This window comes from Thermococcus marinus, assembly GCF_055389025.1.
On the sequence record NZ_AP042417.1, the window covers coordinates 1,471,450 to 1,488,716 of the forward strand.

The window sequence follows — 17,267 nt, forward strand, 5'->3', positions numbered from 1 at the left end:
CCCCTAGAGGAAGGTGAACGCATGGAGTTCGAGCACTTCATTCATCCCTTCGACGAGCCGATGATAGCTCTCAGCAACGCCCCTCACAGGGGAGGGCTTACTGAAGCGAACGGCTTCTTCTTCATGCAGGTTCCCAAGAATTACTCCGGCAACTACAGGGAGGACTGCCTCGCCTTCGAGCGCGAAAACGGGCTGAGCAACTTCGTCGGCTTCATGACAGCCGCCAGCGTGAGAAAAGTCCTCGCGACTGCAACAAGCGGGAGCGTCAGGGCCTACATCACCGCAGGGGTCACGAACCCCGCTATAGCCGGGGAAGAGCCGCCGTGGAGGCCTGGAACGATAAACATAGCCCTCATCATTAAAGAGGGCCTCACGGTCGGGGCGATGGCCAACGCGATAATGACGGCCACGGAGGCAAAAACCTACACCCTGATGAAGCTCGGCTACAACGCCACCGGGACGACAAGCGACGGCATCGGGGTTTTTGCGTTCGAGGGCGAGACCGAGTGGGCTGGAACCGCAACCGAGCTCGGAATAAACATTGGGAAGACCGTTAGGAAGGCCCTCGAGGAGAGCCTGAGAAAATGGAAGGGAACAAAAGAACGGAGGAGTCTCACCTCATTCCCATGAGCCTCCTGTAAAGCTCCTCCACCTTGGCACTCACTTCCTCCGGCGAAAAGCCTGCCTTAACCGCCAGCCAGGTCGCTCCGCCCGCCCCAACTCCCTCTTTAACGTAGCCCTTCTCATAGTCCCTCAGCCCTTTGAACTCGCTGTTTGAGAAGTCTAAGTCTGCAGCGTAGCTCATAATGCCGATTTCCTTGGCCGTCTCAATGAATGTGGCGCTTTTGTCATTGACCACCCATTTGGTAGTAGCCACCATGAACCTGCTCAAGTCCTCCCCAAGGGCCTTAAGGAGTGCTGAAACGGCCAGCATCTGGGTTCCGCCGGCCAGGACGACCTTCCTTCTGAACCCAAGGGCTATGCCGACCACCGTTGCCATCATGGGGTCGCCGAACTGGCGAAGGGCTTCGAGGGGGTTGTCTTTAAGCCCGCCGTGTTCGATTCCAGCGCGCTCAAATCCCTCCCGGATAACTTTTTCCTTCAGGCCGCGTGGGTTGTCGGGGGAAGCCGAGCTCGTCTTAGCGTTGTAGCCGAGCGCCCACAGGACTGCCTGGGCGGTCGTCGTTCCCCCCGGAGTCGATTCCCCTATCACAAGCTCCTTTATCGGCGTCTTGTTGAGCTCCTCGCCGAGCAGTTTGGCGCGCTTGATTATCTCTCCAAACTCTGGGAGCGCCGGTTCCCTCCTGAAGTCCCTTCCGACGGCGCCGCTGATGTGGACGTGCGGGATGAGGGGAGAAAGATAAGTCCCTCCCCTCACGATGAGAACCGGGAAGTCCGCGAGCTCCTTCGCGGCCTTCGTGATTATGGCGGGAGTCGGGTGCCCCTCTGGTGTCACGGGGACGGTGTCAATCGTTAAGGGCTTCTCATGGAAGAGGTATTCGGCATCGGCCACCGGCGTGAGCTTCGTCAGCTCTGGCGTGGCACCTGCAACGCTTATTCCTGGTACTGTGGATATCTCGGTGTTTCCCAGAACCACGAGCATCATAAATACCACCTCTGGGCAAATTATCCAATGGGTTTATATATCCTTCCAACTGGACAGATTATCCAGTAAGGGACAACTGAGGCACGCGGGTGCCTTTGGATGGGTCGCAAGGCTGAGATTGGCCCTTTTCGTTCGAGGGGTGAGGGACGTGACAAACGTCTATCATATCGTCCAGTTCCAAAGCGGGGACGCGTACGCGTTCTTCCACGGCTGTCACTGGAAGTGTTCTTACTGCGTGCGGACGCTTGGACTGTGGGACCTGGGTCTCCCCGAAGATGTAAGAAATGAGCTCGACAAACTGTGGCTTCAGGGCCGTGTTAAATTCCTGAGCATCGAGGAGGTCGTCGCGATTTTGAAGGAAAGCGGCGTTAGGCTGGCTTTTTTTGGAGGAGGGGAGCCCACGATTGACAGGGAGCTTAAGCCACTGATAAAGCGCCTGAAGGAAGAAGGCATTGACGTGTGGCTCATTACCAACGGCGAGCTTCTGGACGAGGAGCTCGTTGGCATGGTGCGGGGGATTACGTTCAGCATAAAGGCCCTTGACGATGGGCTTCACAGGAGAATAACCGGCCGCTCCAACCGCACCGTTCTCGAGAACTTTAAACGCTTCGTGGGGAGCGGGAAGGTAGTGGCCGAAACCGTCTACGTCAAAGGGCTCGTGGAGTGCGATGAGGTGCTGAGGATAGCGAGGTTTATAGCATCGCTGAACCCGGAGACCACATTTAGAATTGACCCCCTCGTCCAGAATCCCCCTTACGAGGAAGTTGACAGCTGCATAAAGGAGGTTATGAAAATTCTGCCCAGAACTTACAGAATTATGGCGACGAAGGGCGAGCCCCCCAATTTGCTATACCCCAGAATCGGGTGAGGAAAATGGGAAAGGCGATTATGGTTCAGGGAACATCTTCGGGAGCCGGAAAGTCCCTGCTGGCACTTGCGCTCTGCAGAATTCTCACGAACCTCGGCTATGATGTCGTCCCCTTCAAGAGCCAGAACATGAGCCTCAACTCGGCGCCGAGCGTAGAGGGTGGGGAAATAAGTCGGGCCCAGTATCTGCAGGCCCTGGCATGCCGCAAAAAGCCCTCCGTGAAGTTCAACCCGATTCTGCTCAAGCCTGAGGGGAACATGCGGAGCCAGGTCGTCTTCATGGGGAAGCCCATTGGGAGCGTTTCTGCGAGGGACTACATGCTGTCCAAGAAGGAGGAGCTGTTCAGAAAGGCCATGGCGGTGCTGGACGAGCTCAAGGAAAAGCACGACCTCGTGATAATTGAGGGGGCCGGGAGCCCCGTGGAAATCAACCTGAAGGACTACGACATTGCCAACATGCGCGTTGCCAGACACGCCAACGCCAGGGTTATCCTGGTCACCGACATAGACCGCGGGGGAAGCTTTGCCTCAATAGTCGGCACGATGGAGCTTCTAAGCGAGGAAGAGCGGGAGCTCGTGATGGGCTTCGTCTTCAACAAGTTCCGCGGGGACGCTTCACTGCTTGAGCCTGGCTTCCAGTACCTCGAAAGGCGATACGGAAAGCCGACGCTGGGAGTCATCCCCTACACCGAGCACCGCCTGCCAGAGGAGGACTCCCTGACAGAGTTCCCGAAGGTCAGGGGCGACCTCCACATTCAGATAATCAGGCTCCCACACATAAGCAACTTCACGGACTTTGAGCCACTTCACTGGGCGAACGGCGTTGACTACGTGACGAAGCCGGAGGAAATCAAAGGCGACGTTATTATAATCCCCGGGAGCAAGAACACTGTCGAAGACCTGCTGTGGCTGAGAGAGAACGGCTTTGAGGAGGCGATAATCGAGGCCCACCGCGAGGGCTCTTTCGTCGTTGGAATCTGCGGCGGCTTCCAGATGCTCGGGGAGAAAATCATTGACACCGTCGAATCGGGGCGCGGGGAAGTTAAGGGCATCGGCCTGTTGCCAGCCAAAACCGTCTTTGAGCGGAACAAGCGGACGAACCACCTCAACGCCGAGGTTCTATGGGAACCTGCTAGGGGAATGGCCGTCGAGGGCTACGAGATACGATTCGGCAGAAGCGTCTCCAGAAGGCCGTTCTCGGTGATAAATGCAATAAACGGCGCCAAAACCTTCGAGCCTGATGGAGCGATAGGCGAGAGGACCTTCGGAACCTACCTACACGGCATCTTCCACAACTTCGCTTTCACGGAGGCGTTTCTCAACTTCCTGAGGGGAGAAAGGGGACTCGAACCAATATCCATTGAGGGCTGGAGCATCGAGGAAGAGATAGAGAGGTTCGCAAGGGTCGTGGAAAAGAACCTCAATATTACAACGCTAATTAATTTTTTTTAATTTATCCAACTTAAACAGTAAATTTTATAAGTATTGTCAGATATTATAGAGTGGGTGATATGCCGTATGGATAAACTCGGATTGTGGTACGTAAGATGGGATAAAAGTTCGAACGCATATTATTCAAGACTAAAGACGCTGAACAAGTCTCCTGCGACAGTTGAAGACTTCAAAAGTCGTTTCGATATTGCAATTGTTACAACACTTGAAGGGTTTGATGCCAAATACACGCATAATGGATACGCCGATGGGAGAGACTTAGCGATTTTTGTGAAATCTGAACTTGGTACAAAGATTGAATATTATATTTCACTCCTATATTACCCATATGACCCTACCCATGAAGACAAGAATGGACGGGGAAATATTAACACAGGAGATTATTGGTTTGATTGGATTGATGGGGTACTCTCTGTGGATAGCAATAGTCTTATAGGATTCTACTGGGATTTAGAATATGCTTGGATGTTTAAAGACTATCAAAAAGGTAAAAAAGAATCAACTATAAAGCCAGAAGTGCTTTCAAAAATAGCAGCATATATACATGAGAAGGGACTTAAATTCATCTGGATTCCCTCTGCGCATACTTATGCCCTACAAAACACAGACATTCCATCCCCTACTGCTATGAGGTCCTTTGATTACATATTTGTGCAATCAAATTATTACATGAACTCTGCAGAAAGGTACCCTGTTACTTTCTCCCAGTTCTGTGACTGGTTATCAGCTCTTAAGCGTATAGGCTCAGGAAAAACCCACATTGTGTTAGAAGCAGATGAATGTGTGCTTGGGGGTCATGGAAACTGTAGATGCTGTGGCAATCAAAAATGCTGTCTAACTCTTGCAAGTGATTATTATTTTGTACAGCAGAAAGTATTAGGAAGGCTTGACAATCCGGTAGTATATTATTTTGGGGCAACGCTTGATGTTGTGGATAAGGTATTTGACTACTACCTTACGAGGATGGGAGTTGTATGAGAAGACCCTGCATGTTTCTATCTTTCTTTTTGATCTTCTTCATTCTTCAGTCTTCAACCTATGCAGACCCGACGATTACTGTGAGATTTTGTTCATCGGGATTTGAGATTGGAATTGCCCCCACCGACTGGGGGGTTATCTACGTCAGCACGGGACTTTATTCAGCCGAACCCATGAGTGCAGGGGAGTGCATCCCAGACTACGACCCGACGACCCAGTTAGACCACTTCTACATTGTTAACTCCTCCGGCACCTACCACATTGGCCAGTACCATGAGTATGGGTCCGGAAATAACACCCTGACGGAGAGGTTGGAGAGGGTCAAAAAGCACGTCTTTCCGGTTTTTGGGCGCGTGGAGGATGGAAATATTATCTTTCGTGTTGAGGGTGTAAACTACACCGTCCCCGTTGGAGAAGTACTGCCGTATCTGTGGAGCAAAGACATGGTGAATGCCCTGGTAGCGTTCCCGGAAGGAAACGGACTCGTCATTGTCCCGACAGGTATCATAGACATCGTTGAGGACAACTTCACGATTGCTAGAAAACGAGGAATGAAGGTCGGCACAACGCTGGTCGATTTCAACTTCACATACAGGATTTCCTACAGGTACCCACTGTACCTGAACGGAAGCATGAACGGCAGGTTTGTGTGGGGGAGCCTCAGGAAGGAAGAGGGTGTGGTAACGTGGGATGAACTCACAGGGATGTTCCAAAAACCTCTCTACATCTTTTACTTTAACGGAAGTTCAGTTAGACCCATGCCCATTATGCGGATTCAGGTTTCTCTGGGGCAGAAAAGCTTGGAAATATTCCCAAACTACAGCTTTGAAAACCTCGCTTCCCCTTACACCACGAACGAATCTGCAATCACCTCAACCACTACAAACGGTTCCATTGTTTCTCCTCCTTCTTCCACATCAAAACAGCAGTCATCCAGCTACACCACTCCCCTGGAGAGCTCTGGTTGTTCCAACCAGAAAAACAGCCCCAGTGGTTTCTTGTTACTCGTAGTGGTGGGAGTCGCCATCCTAACTCTTATTGCGTACGTAAGGGAATCTAAATGACTTAAACGTAGTCCTCCGGCCCCTCAAGCTCCTTCGGCGGGTGTCTCCTCGCCCACCAGAGCTTCAGGTGAAGGTAGATGTAGAACCCGATGAAGACCAGCAGGCCAACCGCGATTAAAACCACCGCGAGGAGCAGGAAGCCAGAGAGGAACAGCACGGCAAGTATCAGGAAGAGGACGAACGCCACCGTCCCTTTAATCTCGCTCTCCCTCACCTTCCCACCAACCTCGCTATCCTATTGGCAAGCCTTAACTCTTCCGGCGTGTTCACGTTGAGGGCCAGCAGGGGGTTGCTCAGCTCGAAAAAACTTTCTCCTCTCGTCCCGACGGCGTTCAGACCAACGATTGCATAGCCATTGTATGTTAAGGGCTTTAAGTCCCTCGGAACCAGCCACAGCGGGAGGACTCCCGTCAGGTTCGTCTCGCTGTCGAAGGCCTGTTTTACTGCCGCAATGTCGCCCGTCGTAACAAACGGCAGGTCGGAGGAAACGCTGACGAAGGGCCCGAACTCGCAGAGGAGCCATTTAATATCCTCAACGTAGCCCTTCCCGGGAGTATCAAAGAAGGGAACTCCCTCGCGGAGGCAGAGCTCCCTCGTCTTGGGGGTGTTCCGCGAGAGGGCCACCACAGTCTCGCCGGCTTTTTCGGCCTCGTAATAAACCCGCAGGAGCATCGGCACTCCTCCAACCCTCAGGATGGGCTTCTCCCGGCCCATTCTGCTCGACCTTCCGCCGGCCATTATGACTATCATGCTCTCAGCCCCCAAAGTAGCTCCAAACCATCGCCATCCCTAAGAGCACCCCCGCTCTCGTTATCTCCGCCACAGCACCGATGCAGTCCCCATTCAGGCCGCCGAACTCCTTAATGGAGAGGCGAACTACGTAAATCCCGGCCACGAGGCCGGCGAGTGAAGAGAGTGAGCGCAGGTCAAAATAAGCAAAGGGCAAAAGCAGCGCTAAGTAAAGGGCAGTTCCGAGGACAAGCTGTTTCTTATTAAGACCTTCCATAAAGTAGGCTCCAAGTCCCTGGCCGAGTGGCTTTTTCGTCGCCAGAGCAATGAGCATTGCGAACTTTGAGTTCAGCTCCGCCAAAAACAACGCATAGAACGGGAGAAGCGGTAGCGAATAGACCTGCAGGAAGAGAACCATAATGACGGCAAAAAGTCCCGCTATCCCGGTGTTGAGGTCTTTCATTGCCATTATCTTCCTCTCGCGGTCGCCCTTGACCATCACCCCATCGGCCCAGTCGGCTAAGCCGTCGAGGTGGAGCAGGCCTATCGTGAGGTAAAGGACCAAAACCGCCAGGACGTTCGCGAGGGGGAGGTTTAAGTAAAGAACTAGAGTCCCTAGGGCAGAAGTCAGGGGTGCGAGAAGGGGGAGCGCCCACAGCTCTTCTCTAATCTTCTCAAAGTCTCCCCTTACTGGAATCCGGGTGAAGAAGGGAAGCAGGTTCTTCATGGCTTTTCACCCGTCTCTTGAAAGAGCCTCGTCATGCAACCCGCTATGAAGCCGCCGATGGCGTCGTCGAGAAAGGGCGGGAGCTCGGCCAGGATTCCTGGCTTTTTCGTGTCGTAATAGAAGAAGTTGAAGAGCGCCATCTTCCCGCCGATGTACTCTGCGATGTCTATTCCAATAAGTTCATCGGCGACAAGGTTGACAGGGTCGCCCTCGACGCTGAAGTTCTCCTCAAGGAGCAGGGCCGAGAGGAGCAGAGCTTGAACGTTGATGTCCCCAAGATAGCGGAGCATCAACTCTCGCAGTTTCTCCCGGACTTCCTCTTCTCCGTCGCCGATGTAGAGTCCCAGCGCGGTGTCAAGCATCTTTTCAAGGGTTATACCTCTGGATTCGAGGCGAGAGAGAAGTTCTTCGGGGGTCACCGCGCTTCCTCCGTTCTATGCTTTGATATCTCTTTGAGGAACTTTCTCAGCTCTCTTAGGTAGGATTCTAAGTCCAATAACCTCTCTTTTTCAACATCAAAAGTGTAGAACCTGACGTCAAGTTCCCCGAACCGGTTCCCCTTCTTTATAAGCTTAATCAACGTCGAGAACTCGTTCATATGGAGGAAAGCTGTTATGGGCTCCACAACTATTCTGACTTTACTGTTAGGTGCGTACTTGTGGTATTTTTTCAGAGTTTTCCCACTTATCTTAGAGAATCCCTCGCCGAAGAGGGTCTCAAACTCGTAGTGTTCTCCCTCAGGAACAAATGTGACGTCAGGGACAATCTTTTTACTCTCGTCCTTTACTTTAATGGGAGTTTCAGTCCAAATGTATTCTCTCTCCACTTTATCCCATTCTATCTCGTTAAAGTCCTTTGAAATTTCCTCTTCCTCCTGAAGCTTCTTAATAAGGTAGTTAACTATGAAAACCTTACCAGCATAGTGCTCGGGACTTTCATTTTCGGTTCCTTTTTTATCTTCGGCCTCGTTAATAATACCAACGATGGAGTACTTCCCAACGAGTTTCTTAAGCTTCTTCTCGTATTCCTCTTTGGACATGTTAAATATGCTGTCCGTGAAAGTCATAATGTCGATGTCTGGAAGCTTAATTTTTATTCCATATCCATAAATTAAACTTGCAAGTTTGCGCTTTTCGTTGATAGAGAGCTTTGGTGAATGAACTTCAACAATTCTTAACTTGAAGTGTAAATCTCTCCAGTTGATGCCGCTTGGACTTGTAAGCATGCGCTTATATTTCTTGAACTTCTCCATATCCCTTGTGTAGAATATTACAATTCCTTTCCTTTTCGAGAAAATTGCCCATAGTCTATCAGCCAGCAACCGCTCGTTTATTTTGGCATCTTCTCCCCCATCCAAATCAATTAAAAATATTTTTCCTTCGTCGAGCCACCGTTCGATTTCCTGTTTGTTCCATTCCTCATCTAGGCTTAACTCTTTAACTTCTGGATAACCACCATGTTTTTCCCTGTATATCCTTAGCAAGAGCTCCGTAAACGTATCCTTATAACTATCATCCGGTAGCTCCTCGAACAATATCACGAGAGGCTCAAGGTCGCGGATTTTCCCAACCCCTGCACCAAACAGAACCTCAAGAGGATCCTTAAGTTCAGAAGAACCCTCTCCTGAACCAACCTCTGGGTTAGATGTAGCTTCAACCTCCACAGGCCTAACAGAAGAATCTTGCTTTATTCTCCTTGAAACTAATTCTCTCCGTTCTTGGGTGAGAATTCTGGCTGTTCTCGGTTCAGTTTTTGGAGTTATCTTAATCTCTGCGTCTATGGCCACATTGTCAGCCCCCCTCGTGGTATCCTCAAGTGAACGTAAGCGGAGATAGGGAACTATGGGCCCACGTGGCGCATGGAACTTTACCTCAGTAGTAACATTTACCACTTGGCCAATCTGCGGTGAGGATAAGGGATTGATATTAAGTAATGGCACCGAAATAGAAAAATCCACAACAGGTATTTCACTGTCCAACTCAACGCTCAGTATCTTAAACTTCGTGAGCGAGAGCCTTACCTGCGGTATAACTGAGGCATGCCTAAAGTCTGAAATTTCCGACTCTACTTTAACCTCAATGTTGAGATTGGGTCTCTCATCAAGCTCAAGTTTAGGTATGGAGAGTTGCCTCCTCATAACGTGGGGCTCGAAGTTGATTTCACTTGAAATTTTAGCCGAGGGCAATTCAATGGGAGGTACTAATATGGTCGTGTGAAGTGGAGTATAAACATTGGAATCAACTTTGATAACTGGAACCTCCTCACTTGGGGAATCAAGGGAAATAAATGGAACAAGGACAGGATTGTGTCTTTTCTCAAAAAGAGAATCATTTAGGACGGCTAAGGCCAAGGCATGGGGCTCTTTGAGCTCAACCTGTGGGAGGGGGGAGGAGTTTAATTCAATGTCCCACTTCACTTTGGGGGTAATGCTAACCCGATACATCAAAAACGAAAGCTCTGGTACTGAAACCATGCCTTCATCTATGCTCATATGGTGCTCCATTGTCGTTGGTTTGGAACCCTGTTGTCCTTTTTCATCGTGGTGTTTAAGTCGTCTTATGCGCTCTCGTCGCTCAAGGGAGGCAATACTTTTCGTCAGTACCCGCTCGTTAGACATGAGTATCCCCCATCACACTTCAACGGGTTTGTATACCAGAGTGTTAGGTTCTGACCCACGTTCGAGCTTTCCCAATCCCAGGAAAAGCCAGGGACCAATAGTGTTAAGGAACAGTGGCAAGGACATGGTTCTCTGGAACCCATATTTGTTCCCAACAGTCACAGAGAGGTCGTTGATAGTAATTGTGAGCTTATTGGTATTGAACTGATGGTACAATTTTGCTTCTACATCGGCTACCACTTTCTCCAAGGCATCCTTCGCAAGCTGGTAGTAAGTTAGCTTCAAGTCTTCCGGTTCCTGAATTGCATACTTAAGTATCCTCTTAATCCTGTGCTTTCTGTTTTCAGGAAAGTTGAATGTCTCCATGACGAGTTCATTAAGGGAGTAAATCTTATCTGCAAGACCACCTTTGGAGTGAGTCCAGATTGTGTATTTCCTCCTTAGTGATTCAATCTCAATGGAAGTCTCGAACATTGGCTCAAGCTTCAGAAACTCCCTTACTACCCCAAAGTTAGTCTCAAGCCTTGGATATGCGGTTAGCAGATACTTGTAGTGAATGTTCCTCGTGCTGATGATAAAGAACGTGTAGTAGTTGTGAGCTGCACTAAAGTTTGCGGATGCCAGATATAGTTCCCCGATAGCTTTTACAAACTCACGGGGGTTCCTAACGAGGTCATATGGAGAAAAACTCGTGGGTACCGTGATAAGAGCCTTTGAAAGGATATCTTTCGAAAGGTGGTTTGCTTTTTTGAGGAATTTCAGAAACTCAACTGAGTCCTCATCAATAAAGCGAACTTGACAAATTTGGAGTGCACCTTCATGTTCATTGGCTTTTAGCATATCTCTGAGCTTGTCAAATTCTGTAATCCCTGCTCCATATACCGACCACACAAGCCATGAAAGAGCATTTTCAGAGGGCCCCTTCTCTGTTACTCCCCCTATGAAAAACTTTCTGTATTCTTCAGGAACCTCAGAAAGCCTTTCTCCCTCCCATGTCTTAAGATGCTCCCTAAACTGTAGCAACGCTTCAGTAATGGTGTATATCCTGCCAATGTACTTCTCTATGTACTTCCTCCAAGCACTTACATCCCAATAGCGGAACTCAGGTACATTGTCATAGTAGCTCTCCATGTCTCTCACCATGGTGGGGTTCGTAAGTTAAGTTTTAAACATTTATTCTTGCTCAGAGATATTCTAAGATAATCACGAAGTTGGTCTTTGCGTAACATTCTCTTTGGAGCTCTCGCAACGTCCACGACAAGTCTTCGCTCCTAGGGCTCTTCTCATCTCCTCACTCCAACCCTCAGGGACGGTTATCCTGAGCAATATCTCGCCCATTCCATCACTCACCGTATTTTTTGCCCTGCCCATATTTACCTTTTCTCCTTTCTTAGCCCGAACCTGACCCAGTGATACCTCTCGCTCTCTTCTCTGGACAGGATTTCAATGTCAAAGCACCCCTTAAAGAGCGGAGACGCTAAAACGACTGTGTGGAACTCCGCGAACTCACCTACCGGGTCAACACCGGGATTCTTTTCGAGGAAAAGCTCTAGGTCGGCGACCGAGCGGAAGGTGTAGCCGAGCCACTCTTTACCGAGCTTTTCGCGGTTCACGGCTATTATCGCGTACTCAAAGCCAGCCCCCAGGATTTCCCCGGCCAGTCTCTTAGTATCCTTGCCCCATAAGGGCTCAAGGGCTTTAACCCCAGCTTCCATAGCAAGGCGCTCAACCCAGCGATAGTGATCCTCAAGGAGGACGTCCCCCGCGATGAGGTAGTCAACGTCGAGCGAGGAGATAAACTCGGCCAGCGCTCCGCTACCCCGCGCCATGTCAAACGTGAGGAGTTCCTTCCCCATGGCCCTCGCTAACGCCTCAAGGGCCGAGAAGTTCTCCCAGTGGGGGGAGGCTCCTATCGTCGTTTTAAGCGCAATTAAGTATGGGACATCTATTCCGCTTTTTTGGGCAAGGTGGAGCGCGTAGAGGCCATCTTTCCCGCCCGAAAAGAATGCTACGCCCTTCAAATCCTTCCCTCCAGCTTTAACTGCTCGTACTCCTCTCTAAGCTTTGCAACCGTCTCGGCATCAACGTAGGGTATCAACGCCCCGCAATCGAGGCAGAGCCAGCCCTTCCCGTAGACGGCACCCTTCAGCAGGCCCGTGGTCTTGCTCTTCCAGGGCGGAACCCAGAAGTAAGTGGAATACCCGTGGCTCTCAGTTTTGCTCGGCACCATCGTCCCTCCGCAGAACGGACACTTCCTTGTCTCAACCACCGGAACCACCAAACCTATAAACCCCCCGGACTTTTTATCCATTATGCCCAACTCGTGAAGGAAACACAATACCAAGAGTCACCATTAAACAAGGGAGGCCACAAAATGGAGCCAACTGCCATTTTCCTCCTTGCCCTGCTATGGGACTTTCTCCTCGGGGAGCCGCCGGCCAAACTCCACCCCGTAGTGTGGTTCGGGAGCATAGCGGGCTTTCTAGACAGGAGATGTAAGAGAAGAGGCCCAGTTCTCGATTTCCTCGCAGGAGCTTTTACAACCCTCATTGTGGTGGCCTTTGCCCTTGTGCTCTCAACAGTCCCATTTTACCTCCCGTTCCCTCTCAACTACGCCCTTGCGGTTTACCTCCTCAAAAGCTCCTTTGCGGTGAGGAGCCTGTACAAGCACGTTGCAAGAACAGTAACAGAGGACATTGAGGAAAAGCGGAAGGCCGTCTCGATGATAGTGAGCAGAGACACCAGCACCCTCGACGGGGCCCACCTGAACTCGGCCGCGATAGAGAGCCTTGCCGAGAACCTCAACGACTCCGTTGTTGCCCCGCTCTTTTACTTCCTCCTCTTTGGTCTTCCAGGGGCATTAGTTTACCGCGCTGTGAACACCCTCGATGCCATGCTCGGGTACAGGAACGAGCGCTACGAGTTCTTCGGCAAGTTCCCGGCGAGAGTTGACGACGTCCTCAACTTTATCCCTGCTAGGCTGACGGTTCTCCTCTACCTCCCGCTCGGCGGAAGGAAGGTATTCGGGCACTACCTCCTCGCGAGATTCAAACTCAACTCCGACAAGCCCATTTCAGCCATGAGTGCCGTCCTCGACGTGTGGCTTGAAAAGCCCGGCCTCTATCGGTTTCCTGGCAGGACGCCGAAGAACGAGGACATAAAGCGGGCGTTGAAGGTTTATCTGATCGTTGTTGGAGAATGGGTCGCGATCGTCCTGATACTTCTAATGCTGGAGGTGGTTCCATGCTTGAGCCCGTGAAGTTCTCGGCCTATCACGGCGGTGCGAGGGAGGAAGGACTGCTGGACTTTTCCGCGTCGCTGAACCCCTACCCCCCTGAGTGGCTCGACGAGATGTTCCGGAGGGCAAAGGAGGTAAGCACTCGCTACCCCTACTACGAGAGGCTTGAGGAGGGGCTGGTGGAGCTGGTGGGCGAACCATTGACGGTCACTGCGGGCATCACGGAGGCGCTCTACCTGCTTGGAATTCTTGCACTCCGGGGGAGGAATGTTGTAATCCCCCGCCACACCTACGGCGAGTACGAGCGCGCGGCGAGAATTTTTGGAGCGGAGGTCATCAAAGGCCCGAACGAGCCCGAAAAGCTGGCCGAGCTCGTTGAGAGAGATTCTGTGGTGTTCTTCTGCAACCCGAACAACCCGGACGGGAAGTTCTACCGCGTTAGGGAGCTCAGGCCGCTCCTCGATGCGGTGGAAGAGAAAGAGGCGCTCCTCGTCCTGGACGAGGCCTTCATAGACTTCGTGCAGAAACCGGAGAGCCCAGAAGGGGAAAACATCGTGAAGCTTCGAACCTTCACAAAGAGCTACGGCCTGCCGGGGATAAGGGTCGGCTACGTCACCGGCTTTGAGGAGGCCTTCAGGAGCGTGAGAATGCCCTGGGGCATAGGCTCGACGGGGGTTGCTTTCCTTGAGTTCCTTATCAAAGATGGCTTCGAGCACCTCAGGAAGACGATGCCCCTCATCTGGCGCGAGAAGGAGAGGATTGAGAAGGCTTTAGGCGTTAGGAGCGACGCGAACTTCTTTATCAAGCGTGTTGGCAACGCCGAGGAATTTGCAAAGGCGATGAAAAAACGGGGAATCCTGGTAAGGAGCTGTGAAAGCTTCGGCCTGCCGGAATACATTAGATTTTCAGTCAGGAGGCCAGAGGAGAACGGCATCTTAATTGAGGCCTTCAGGGAGCTTGGGGAAAGGTTTTAACCTGAACCACGTTTCAAGTTTTGGTGGTGCGATGCACGAGCTCTACACCGTTCTGGCTGAATACTACGATGCGATTTACAGAAGGAGGGTGGAGCGGGTTTCCAGGGAGATAGACTTCGTGGAGGAGCTCTTCCAGAAGGAGGCAGAGCGCGAGGTGAAGAAAGTCCTCGACCTCGCCTGCGGGACGGGAATCCCGACGCTTGAACTCGCGAGACGCGGATATCAGGTCATCGGCCTTGACCTCCACGAAGAGATGCTCGCGGTCGCGAGGAGAAAGGCCGGAGCGGCGGGGCTCAACATCGAGTTCATTCAAGGAAACGCTCTCGAAATCGGCTTTGAGGAGGAGTTTGACGCCGTGACGATGTTCTTCTCATCAATTATGTATTTCGATGATTCTACAATTCAGGAATTATTTAATTCTGTAAAGCGGGCCATAAGACCAGGCGGGGTCTTCATAGCAGACTTCCCGTGCTGGTTCTACGGCGGGAGCGACGGCCCGATAGTATGGGACGAACGGAAGGGCGACGAGCGGCTGGTGATTACCGACTGGCGCAAGGTTGAACCCGCATTCCAGAAGCTCCACTTCAAGAGGCTCGTGCAAATTTTAAAGCCTGACGGGAGCGTTAAGGCCTTCATGGTGGACGACGAGCTCAACATCTACACCCCGAGGGAGATGAGACTTCTGGCGGAAAAGCACTTCAGGAAGGTCAAAATCTACGGGGACGGGCACGAGCTGAAGCCCAACGACCGGCGTTATTGGTTGGTGACGGTGAAATGATGCAACTTTAAAAAGTAATCTCCTTTTGATTGCCTTCACCGTGTTAATATTTTCGATAGAAAACTTTTAAGATCTGGATTTATTATCTGCATGAACAACATTGGAGGTGAATCCATGGGTGGGAAGAAGTTTTTAGCCTTGGCTTTGGTGGTCCTCTTCCTTGGAATGACAATCAGCGGGGCAAGTGCCACTGCCACCTTTGTTAATTCAACCGCTAATAGCATGTGAAGCTTCCGTCAAAACCCCATCCAAAAAAGCCAGGAGACGAGATACGGCCTCAATTTGCGTGGATTCCAATAATAATAGCAGTGGGATATTTAATATATACTTTCACTGTCCATGATGACGTTGTAAAATGGTTAAAGGAACACTTCGGTGATAAAGTCGCAAAAACTTATGACCTAGCAGTGTTTGCGTTGGGATTCGTTATACCATCGGGTGAAATCAGATGGGAGGCAGAGATAGTAAAGGACGGGAGCAGACTCACAAAACTTATAATCAAAGCAAAGAATACTGCTGGGGAAGTACTAAAAACCGTATCTTTCTCCAAGGGAGCAATCGACAATCTAGCAAAGGCAGGGTTACTGCAGGAAACTGCAGAAAACAAGCAAATATGGATAAATCTCGTAAAGTATTCTGAAAAGTTCAGGCTATCCACTGACAAAACTGCCAGGATAATATCAAAAATTTCCGAGAAGGGAGTCAAAAAAGGATATATACGCGCAATGTTGCGGAGAGGTACAAATCCAAAGGCGCTCGAAAAGCTCGCAAATGAATATTTGCCATACTGGAGAGGTACTGTCTCAGGAGTCCATCAGATTGTGGACGTTTTTGAGGCCAAGGGTATAACAACTAAAGTCGGTGGACATAAAATCCAAAACTTTGCTGTACTCAAGCAGGGCAATTATAAGTTTGGGGGGATTCACATATTCCAGAAACATGCCACAGATTTTGATAAGGTGTTTTACACACAGACTGGAGATGACATTATAAACTTAATCCGCAAAACACTCGAGAACCCTGACGAAGTTAAATACCTCCCCAATGAAGTCCAAGTAACGAAGAAGTTTGGCCTGTACTTCGAGAACGGCAAGGCTTATGTCAGAGAAGTCGTAGTTTCTATTAACAAAATGGGAGTATAACAACGGCGTATCCTAAACTTGAGAAAATACGAGGGCCCACTCCACGTTCGTACAATCCTTATGGAATTAATGGAAAATGACAGTTCCCGGAGGGTTCGCACCATGTACGAAAACTTTATAGTGCCCAGCAGGCTTTTGCTCCTTTCTTTTACCTCATTTAGAGATTACAGTGGGACAATTCACTCAGGAGAAGCAGTGTTCCTTGTAGAACCGCTAGGCGTCAAAATAAGCATCTTCATCCCAGTTGGAGAGCACGCTGAAAAACTCTCAAAACTTGAAGGCCAGTACGTTGATATGGAAATCGACCCGCCCTACTTTGAAGCCTTCGGGCCAATGAACGCTGAAGAGCCATTTATCACTTTGGAACCGTCCGCTTCCGGGACTACGGCACTGCGCTACCGTTTGATAGGTCTTTTCAAAATCTTTGAGCCAGAGTGGGGCATCTTTGAGTGTGGAAACCTGAGGTTTCCAATCCAAGGGCGGTTGGAGACTCAAAACGGTAAGGCCCTCTTTGTGCGCGATGCCCTCAGGATAGACCTTTCGGATATAAAAGAATGGCCCAGGAAGCCAGAACCTGTGAAAAGTGCGTGGGTTGAGCTGAGGAAAGTTAGGTTTTATGGTTACGTGTTGGAGGACTTCAGGAGGGTTAAGATATGGAAATCATAACCAGCAGGCTTAAACTGATATCTCTGCATCCTTTTAAGGACTATACTGGAGTTGTTCACTCCGGCGATGCCCTTTTCCTCGTGGAGCCCGTGGGAAAGATCCTGGTGGCGTTCCTGCCCGATTCAGAGGACGTTTTAAGACTTGTTGGGCGGGAAAACTCGTACGTGGATGTAGTGATTGATTTGCAGTATTTTGAACTCGCAAGGCCTGCAAGAGAAAAGAAATTCTTGTTGGAGGAAGAACAACAAGAACGATACCGTATAATTGGACGCTTTAGAAAGGTTAAGGGAGACTGTGGTGTATTTGAGTGCGGGAACCTGAGGTTTGAGGAGTGTTTTAGCGAAGAGAGTGAATGGATTGAAATACTTGGGGCACGGTTCTATGCCTATCTACCTGAAAGCGATTGAGAAGTCCTTTCGCTCTTTGACC

Annotated in this window: 20 protein-coding genes; 11 read left to right on the forward strand and 9 right to left on the reverse strand. The window is 50.4% G+C overall.

The genetic code is table 11. The features are described 5' to 3' along the window. The first annotated feature begins 21 nt into the window (after positions 1-21). Positions 22-630: an adenosylcobinamide amidohydrolase gene (locus ACZ5ER_RS08185; protein ID WP_050003455.1), complete on the forward strand. Its 609-nt coding sequence runs from the start codon at positions 22-24 to the stop codon at positions 628-630. Here ACZ5ER_RS08185 and cobT read toward each other — a convergent pair. Beyond that, positions 614-1,606, reverse strand: coding sequence for a nicotinate mononucleotide-dependent phosphoribosyltransferase CobT (cobT, locus tag ACZ5ER_RS08190; protein WP_050003456.1), 993 nt, complete (start codon positions 1,604-1,606; stop codon positions 614-616). The genes ACZ5ER_RS08185 and cobT overlap by 17 nt on opposite strands. Before the next feature lie 148 nt (positions 1,607-1,754). Between cobT and ACZ5ER_RS08195 the strand changes: the two genes are divergently transcribed. Genes ACZ5ER_RS08195 through ACZ5ER_RS08210 form a run of 4 tightly spaced genes read left to right on the forward strand, consistent with a single transcriptional unit; the run spans position 1,755 to position 5,967 of the window. Next, positions 1,755-2,474 carry a radical SAM protein gene (locus ACZ5ER_RS08195; RefSeq protein ID WP_050003457.1) on the forward strand — a complete coding sequence of 240 codons (720 nt, stop codon included), beginning with the start codon at positions 1,755-1,757 and terminating at the stop codon, positions 2,472-2,474. A gap of 5 nt (positions 2,475-2,479) precedes the next feature. After that, positions 2,480-3,925 (forward strand): cobyric acid synthase, encoded by a 1,446-nt coding sequence (locus ACZ5ER_RS08200; protein WP_464934204.1) that lies wholly within the window; start codon positions 2,480-2,482, stop codon positions 3,923-3,925. A 54-nt stretch (positions 3,926-3,979) separates the two neighbouring features. Continuing rightward, positions 3,980-4,903: a DUF4855 domain-containing protein gene (locus tag ACZ5ER_RS08205; RefSeq protein WP_464934205.1), complete on the forward strand. Its 924-nt coding sequence runs from the start codon at positions 3,980-3,982 to the stop codon at positions 4,901-4,903. Next, positions 4,900-5,967, forward strand: a complete 1,068-nt coding sequence (locus ACZ5ER_RS08210; RefSeq protein WP_464934206.1) for a hypothetical protein — start codon at positions 4,900-4,902, stop codon at positions 5,965-5,967. The genes ACZ5ER_RS08205 and ACZ5ER_RS08210 overlap by 4 nt, the downstream gene beginning before the upstream one ends. A gap of 1 nt (position 5,968) precedes the next feature. Here the strand turns inward: ACZ5ER_RS08210 and ACZ5ER_RS08215 are convergent, their stop codons facing one another. From ACZ5ER_RS08215 to ACZ5ER_RS08250, 8 genes are all read right to left on the reverse strand, one after another. After that, on the reverse strand, positions 5,969-6,181 hold the full coding sequence (locus tag ACZ5ER_RS08215) for a hypothetical protein (protein ID WP_464934207.1): 213 nt from the start codon (positions 6,179-6,181) through the stop codon (positions 5,969-5,971). After that, a complete protein-coding gene (locus ACZ5ER_RS08220) occupies positions 6,178-6,717 on the reverse strand; it encodes an NTP transferase domain-containing protein (protein WP_464934208.1) in 540 nt (179 codons plus the stop codon). The genes ACZ5ER_RS08215 and ACZ5ER_RS08220 overlap by 4 nt, the downstream gene beginning before the upstream one ends. Positions 6,718-6,721: 4 nt before the next feature. Next, on the reverse strand, positions 6,722-7,423 hold the full coding sequence (gene cobS / locus ACZ5ER_RS08225) for an adenosylcobinamide-GDP ribazoletransferase (protein ID WP_050003461.1): 702 nt from the start codon (positions 7,421-7,423) through the stop codon (positions 6,722-6,724). Next, positions 7,420-7,842 carry an alpha-ribazole phosphatase CobZ gene (gene cobZ / locus ACZ5ER_RS08230; RefSeq protein ID WP_081947232.1) on the reverse strand — a complete coding sequence of 141 codons (423 nt, stop codon included), beginning with the start codon at positions 7,840-7,842 and terminating at the stop codon, positions 7,420-7,422. The genes cobS and cobZ overlap by 4 nt, the downstream gene beginning before the upstream one ends. Beyond that, entirely contained in the window at positions 7,839-9,914 is a 2,076-nt protein-coding gene (locus tag ACZ5ER_RS08235) for a hypothetical protein (protein WP_144244849.1), read from the reverse strand. The genes cobZ and ACZ5ER_RS08235 overlap by 4 nt, the downstream gene beginning before the upstream one ends. Before the next feature lie 138 nt (positions 9,915-10,052). Continuing rightward, positions 10,053-11,180, reverse strand: coding sequence for a hypothetical protein (locus ACZ5ER_RS08240; protein ID WP_464934209.1), 1,128 nt, complete (start codon positions 11,178-11,180; stop codon positions 10,053-10,055). A 233-nt stretch (positions 11,181-11,413) separates the two neighbouring features. Continuing rightward, positions 11,414-12,061 carry a PAB0415 family putative ATP pyrophosphatase gene (locus ACZ5ER_RS08245; protein WP_464934210.1) on the reverse strand — a complete coding sequence of 216 codons (648 nt, stop codon included), beginning with the start codon at positions 12,059-12,061 and terminating at the stop codon, positions 11,414-11,416. Next, entirely contained in the window at positions 12,058-12,318 is a 261-nt protein-coding gene (locus tag ACZ5ER_RS08250) for a hypothetical protein (protein ID WP_227738701.1), read from the reverse strand. The genes ACZ5ER_RS08245 and ACZ5ER_RS08250 overlap by 4 nt, the downstream gene beginning before the upstream one ends. Positions 12,319-12,414: 96 nt before the next feature. Here ACZ5ER_RS08250 and cbiB point away from each other — a divergent pair, with 96 nt between their 5' ends. From cbiB to ACZ5ER_RS08280, 6 genes are all read left to right on the forward strand, one after another. Next, on the forward strand, positions 12,415-13,299 hold the full coding sequence (gene cbiB, locus ACZ5ER_RS08255) for an adenosylcobinamide-phosphate synthase CbiB (RefSeq protein WP_464934211.1): 885 nt from the start codon (positions 12,415-12,417) through the stop codon (positions 13,297-13,299). Then, on the forward strand, positions 13,284-14,252 hold the full coding sequence (locus ACZ5ER_RS08260) for an aminotransferase class I/II-fold pyridoxal phosphate-dependent enzyme (RefSeq protein ID WP_464934212.1): 969 nt from the start codon (positions 13,284-13,286) through the stop codon (positions 14,250-14,252). Before cbiB ends, ACZ5ER_RS08260 begins: the two co-directional genes overlap by 16 nt. Positions 14,253-14,283: 31 nt before the next feature. Continuing rightward, a complete protein-coding gene (locus tag ACZ5ER_RS08265) occupies positions 14,284-15,030 on the forward strand; it encodes a class I SAM-dependent methyltransferase (RefSeq protein ID WP_464934213.1) in 747 nt (248 codons plus the stop codon). 224 nt (positions 15,031-15,254) lie between these two features. Continuing rightward, positions 15,255-16,172 (forward strand): hypothetical protein, encoded by a 918-nt coding sequence (locus ACZ5ER_RS08270; RefSeq protein ID WP_050003469.1) that lies wholly within the window; start codon positions 15,255-15,257, stop codon positions 16,170-16,172. A gap of 102 nt (positions 16,173-16,274) precedes the next feature. Further along, on the forward strand, positions 16,275-16,838 hold the full coding sequence (locus ACZ5ER_RS08275; protein ID WP_050003470.1) for a hypothetical protein: 564 nt from the start codon (positions 16,275-16,277) through the stop codon (positions 16,836-16,838). Further along, positions 16,826-17,245, forward strand: coding sequence for a hypothetical protein (locus tag ACZ5ER_RS08280; protein ID WP_464934214.1), 420 nt, complete (start codon positions 16,826-16,828; stop codon positions 17,243-17,245). The genes ACZ5ER_RS08275 and ACZ5ER_RS08280 overlap by 13 nt, the downstream gene beginning before the upstream one ends. Positions 17,246-17,267: the final 22 nt, after the last annotated feature.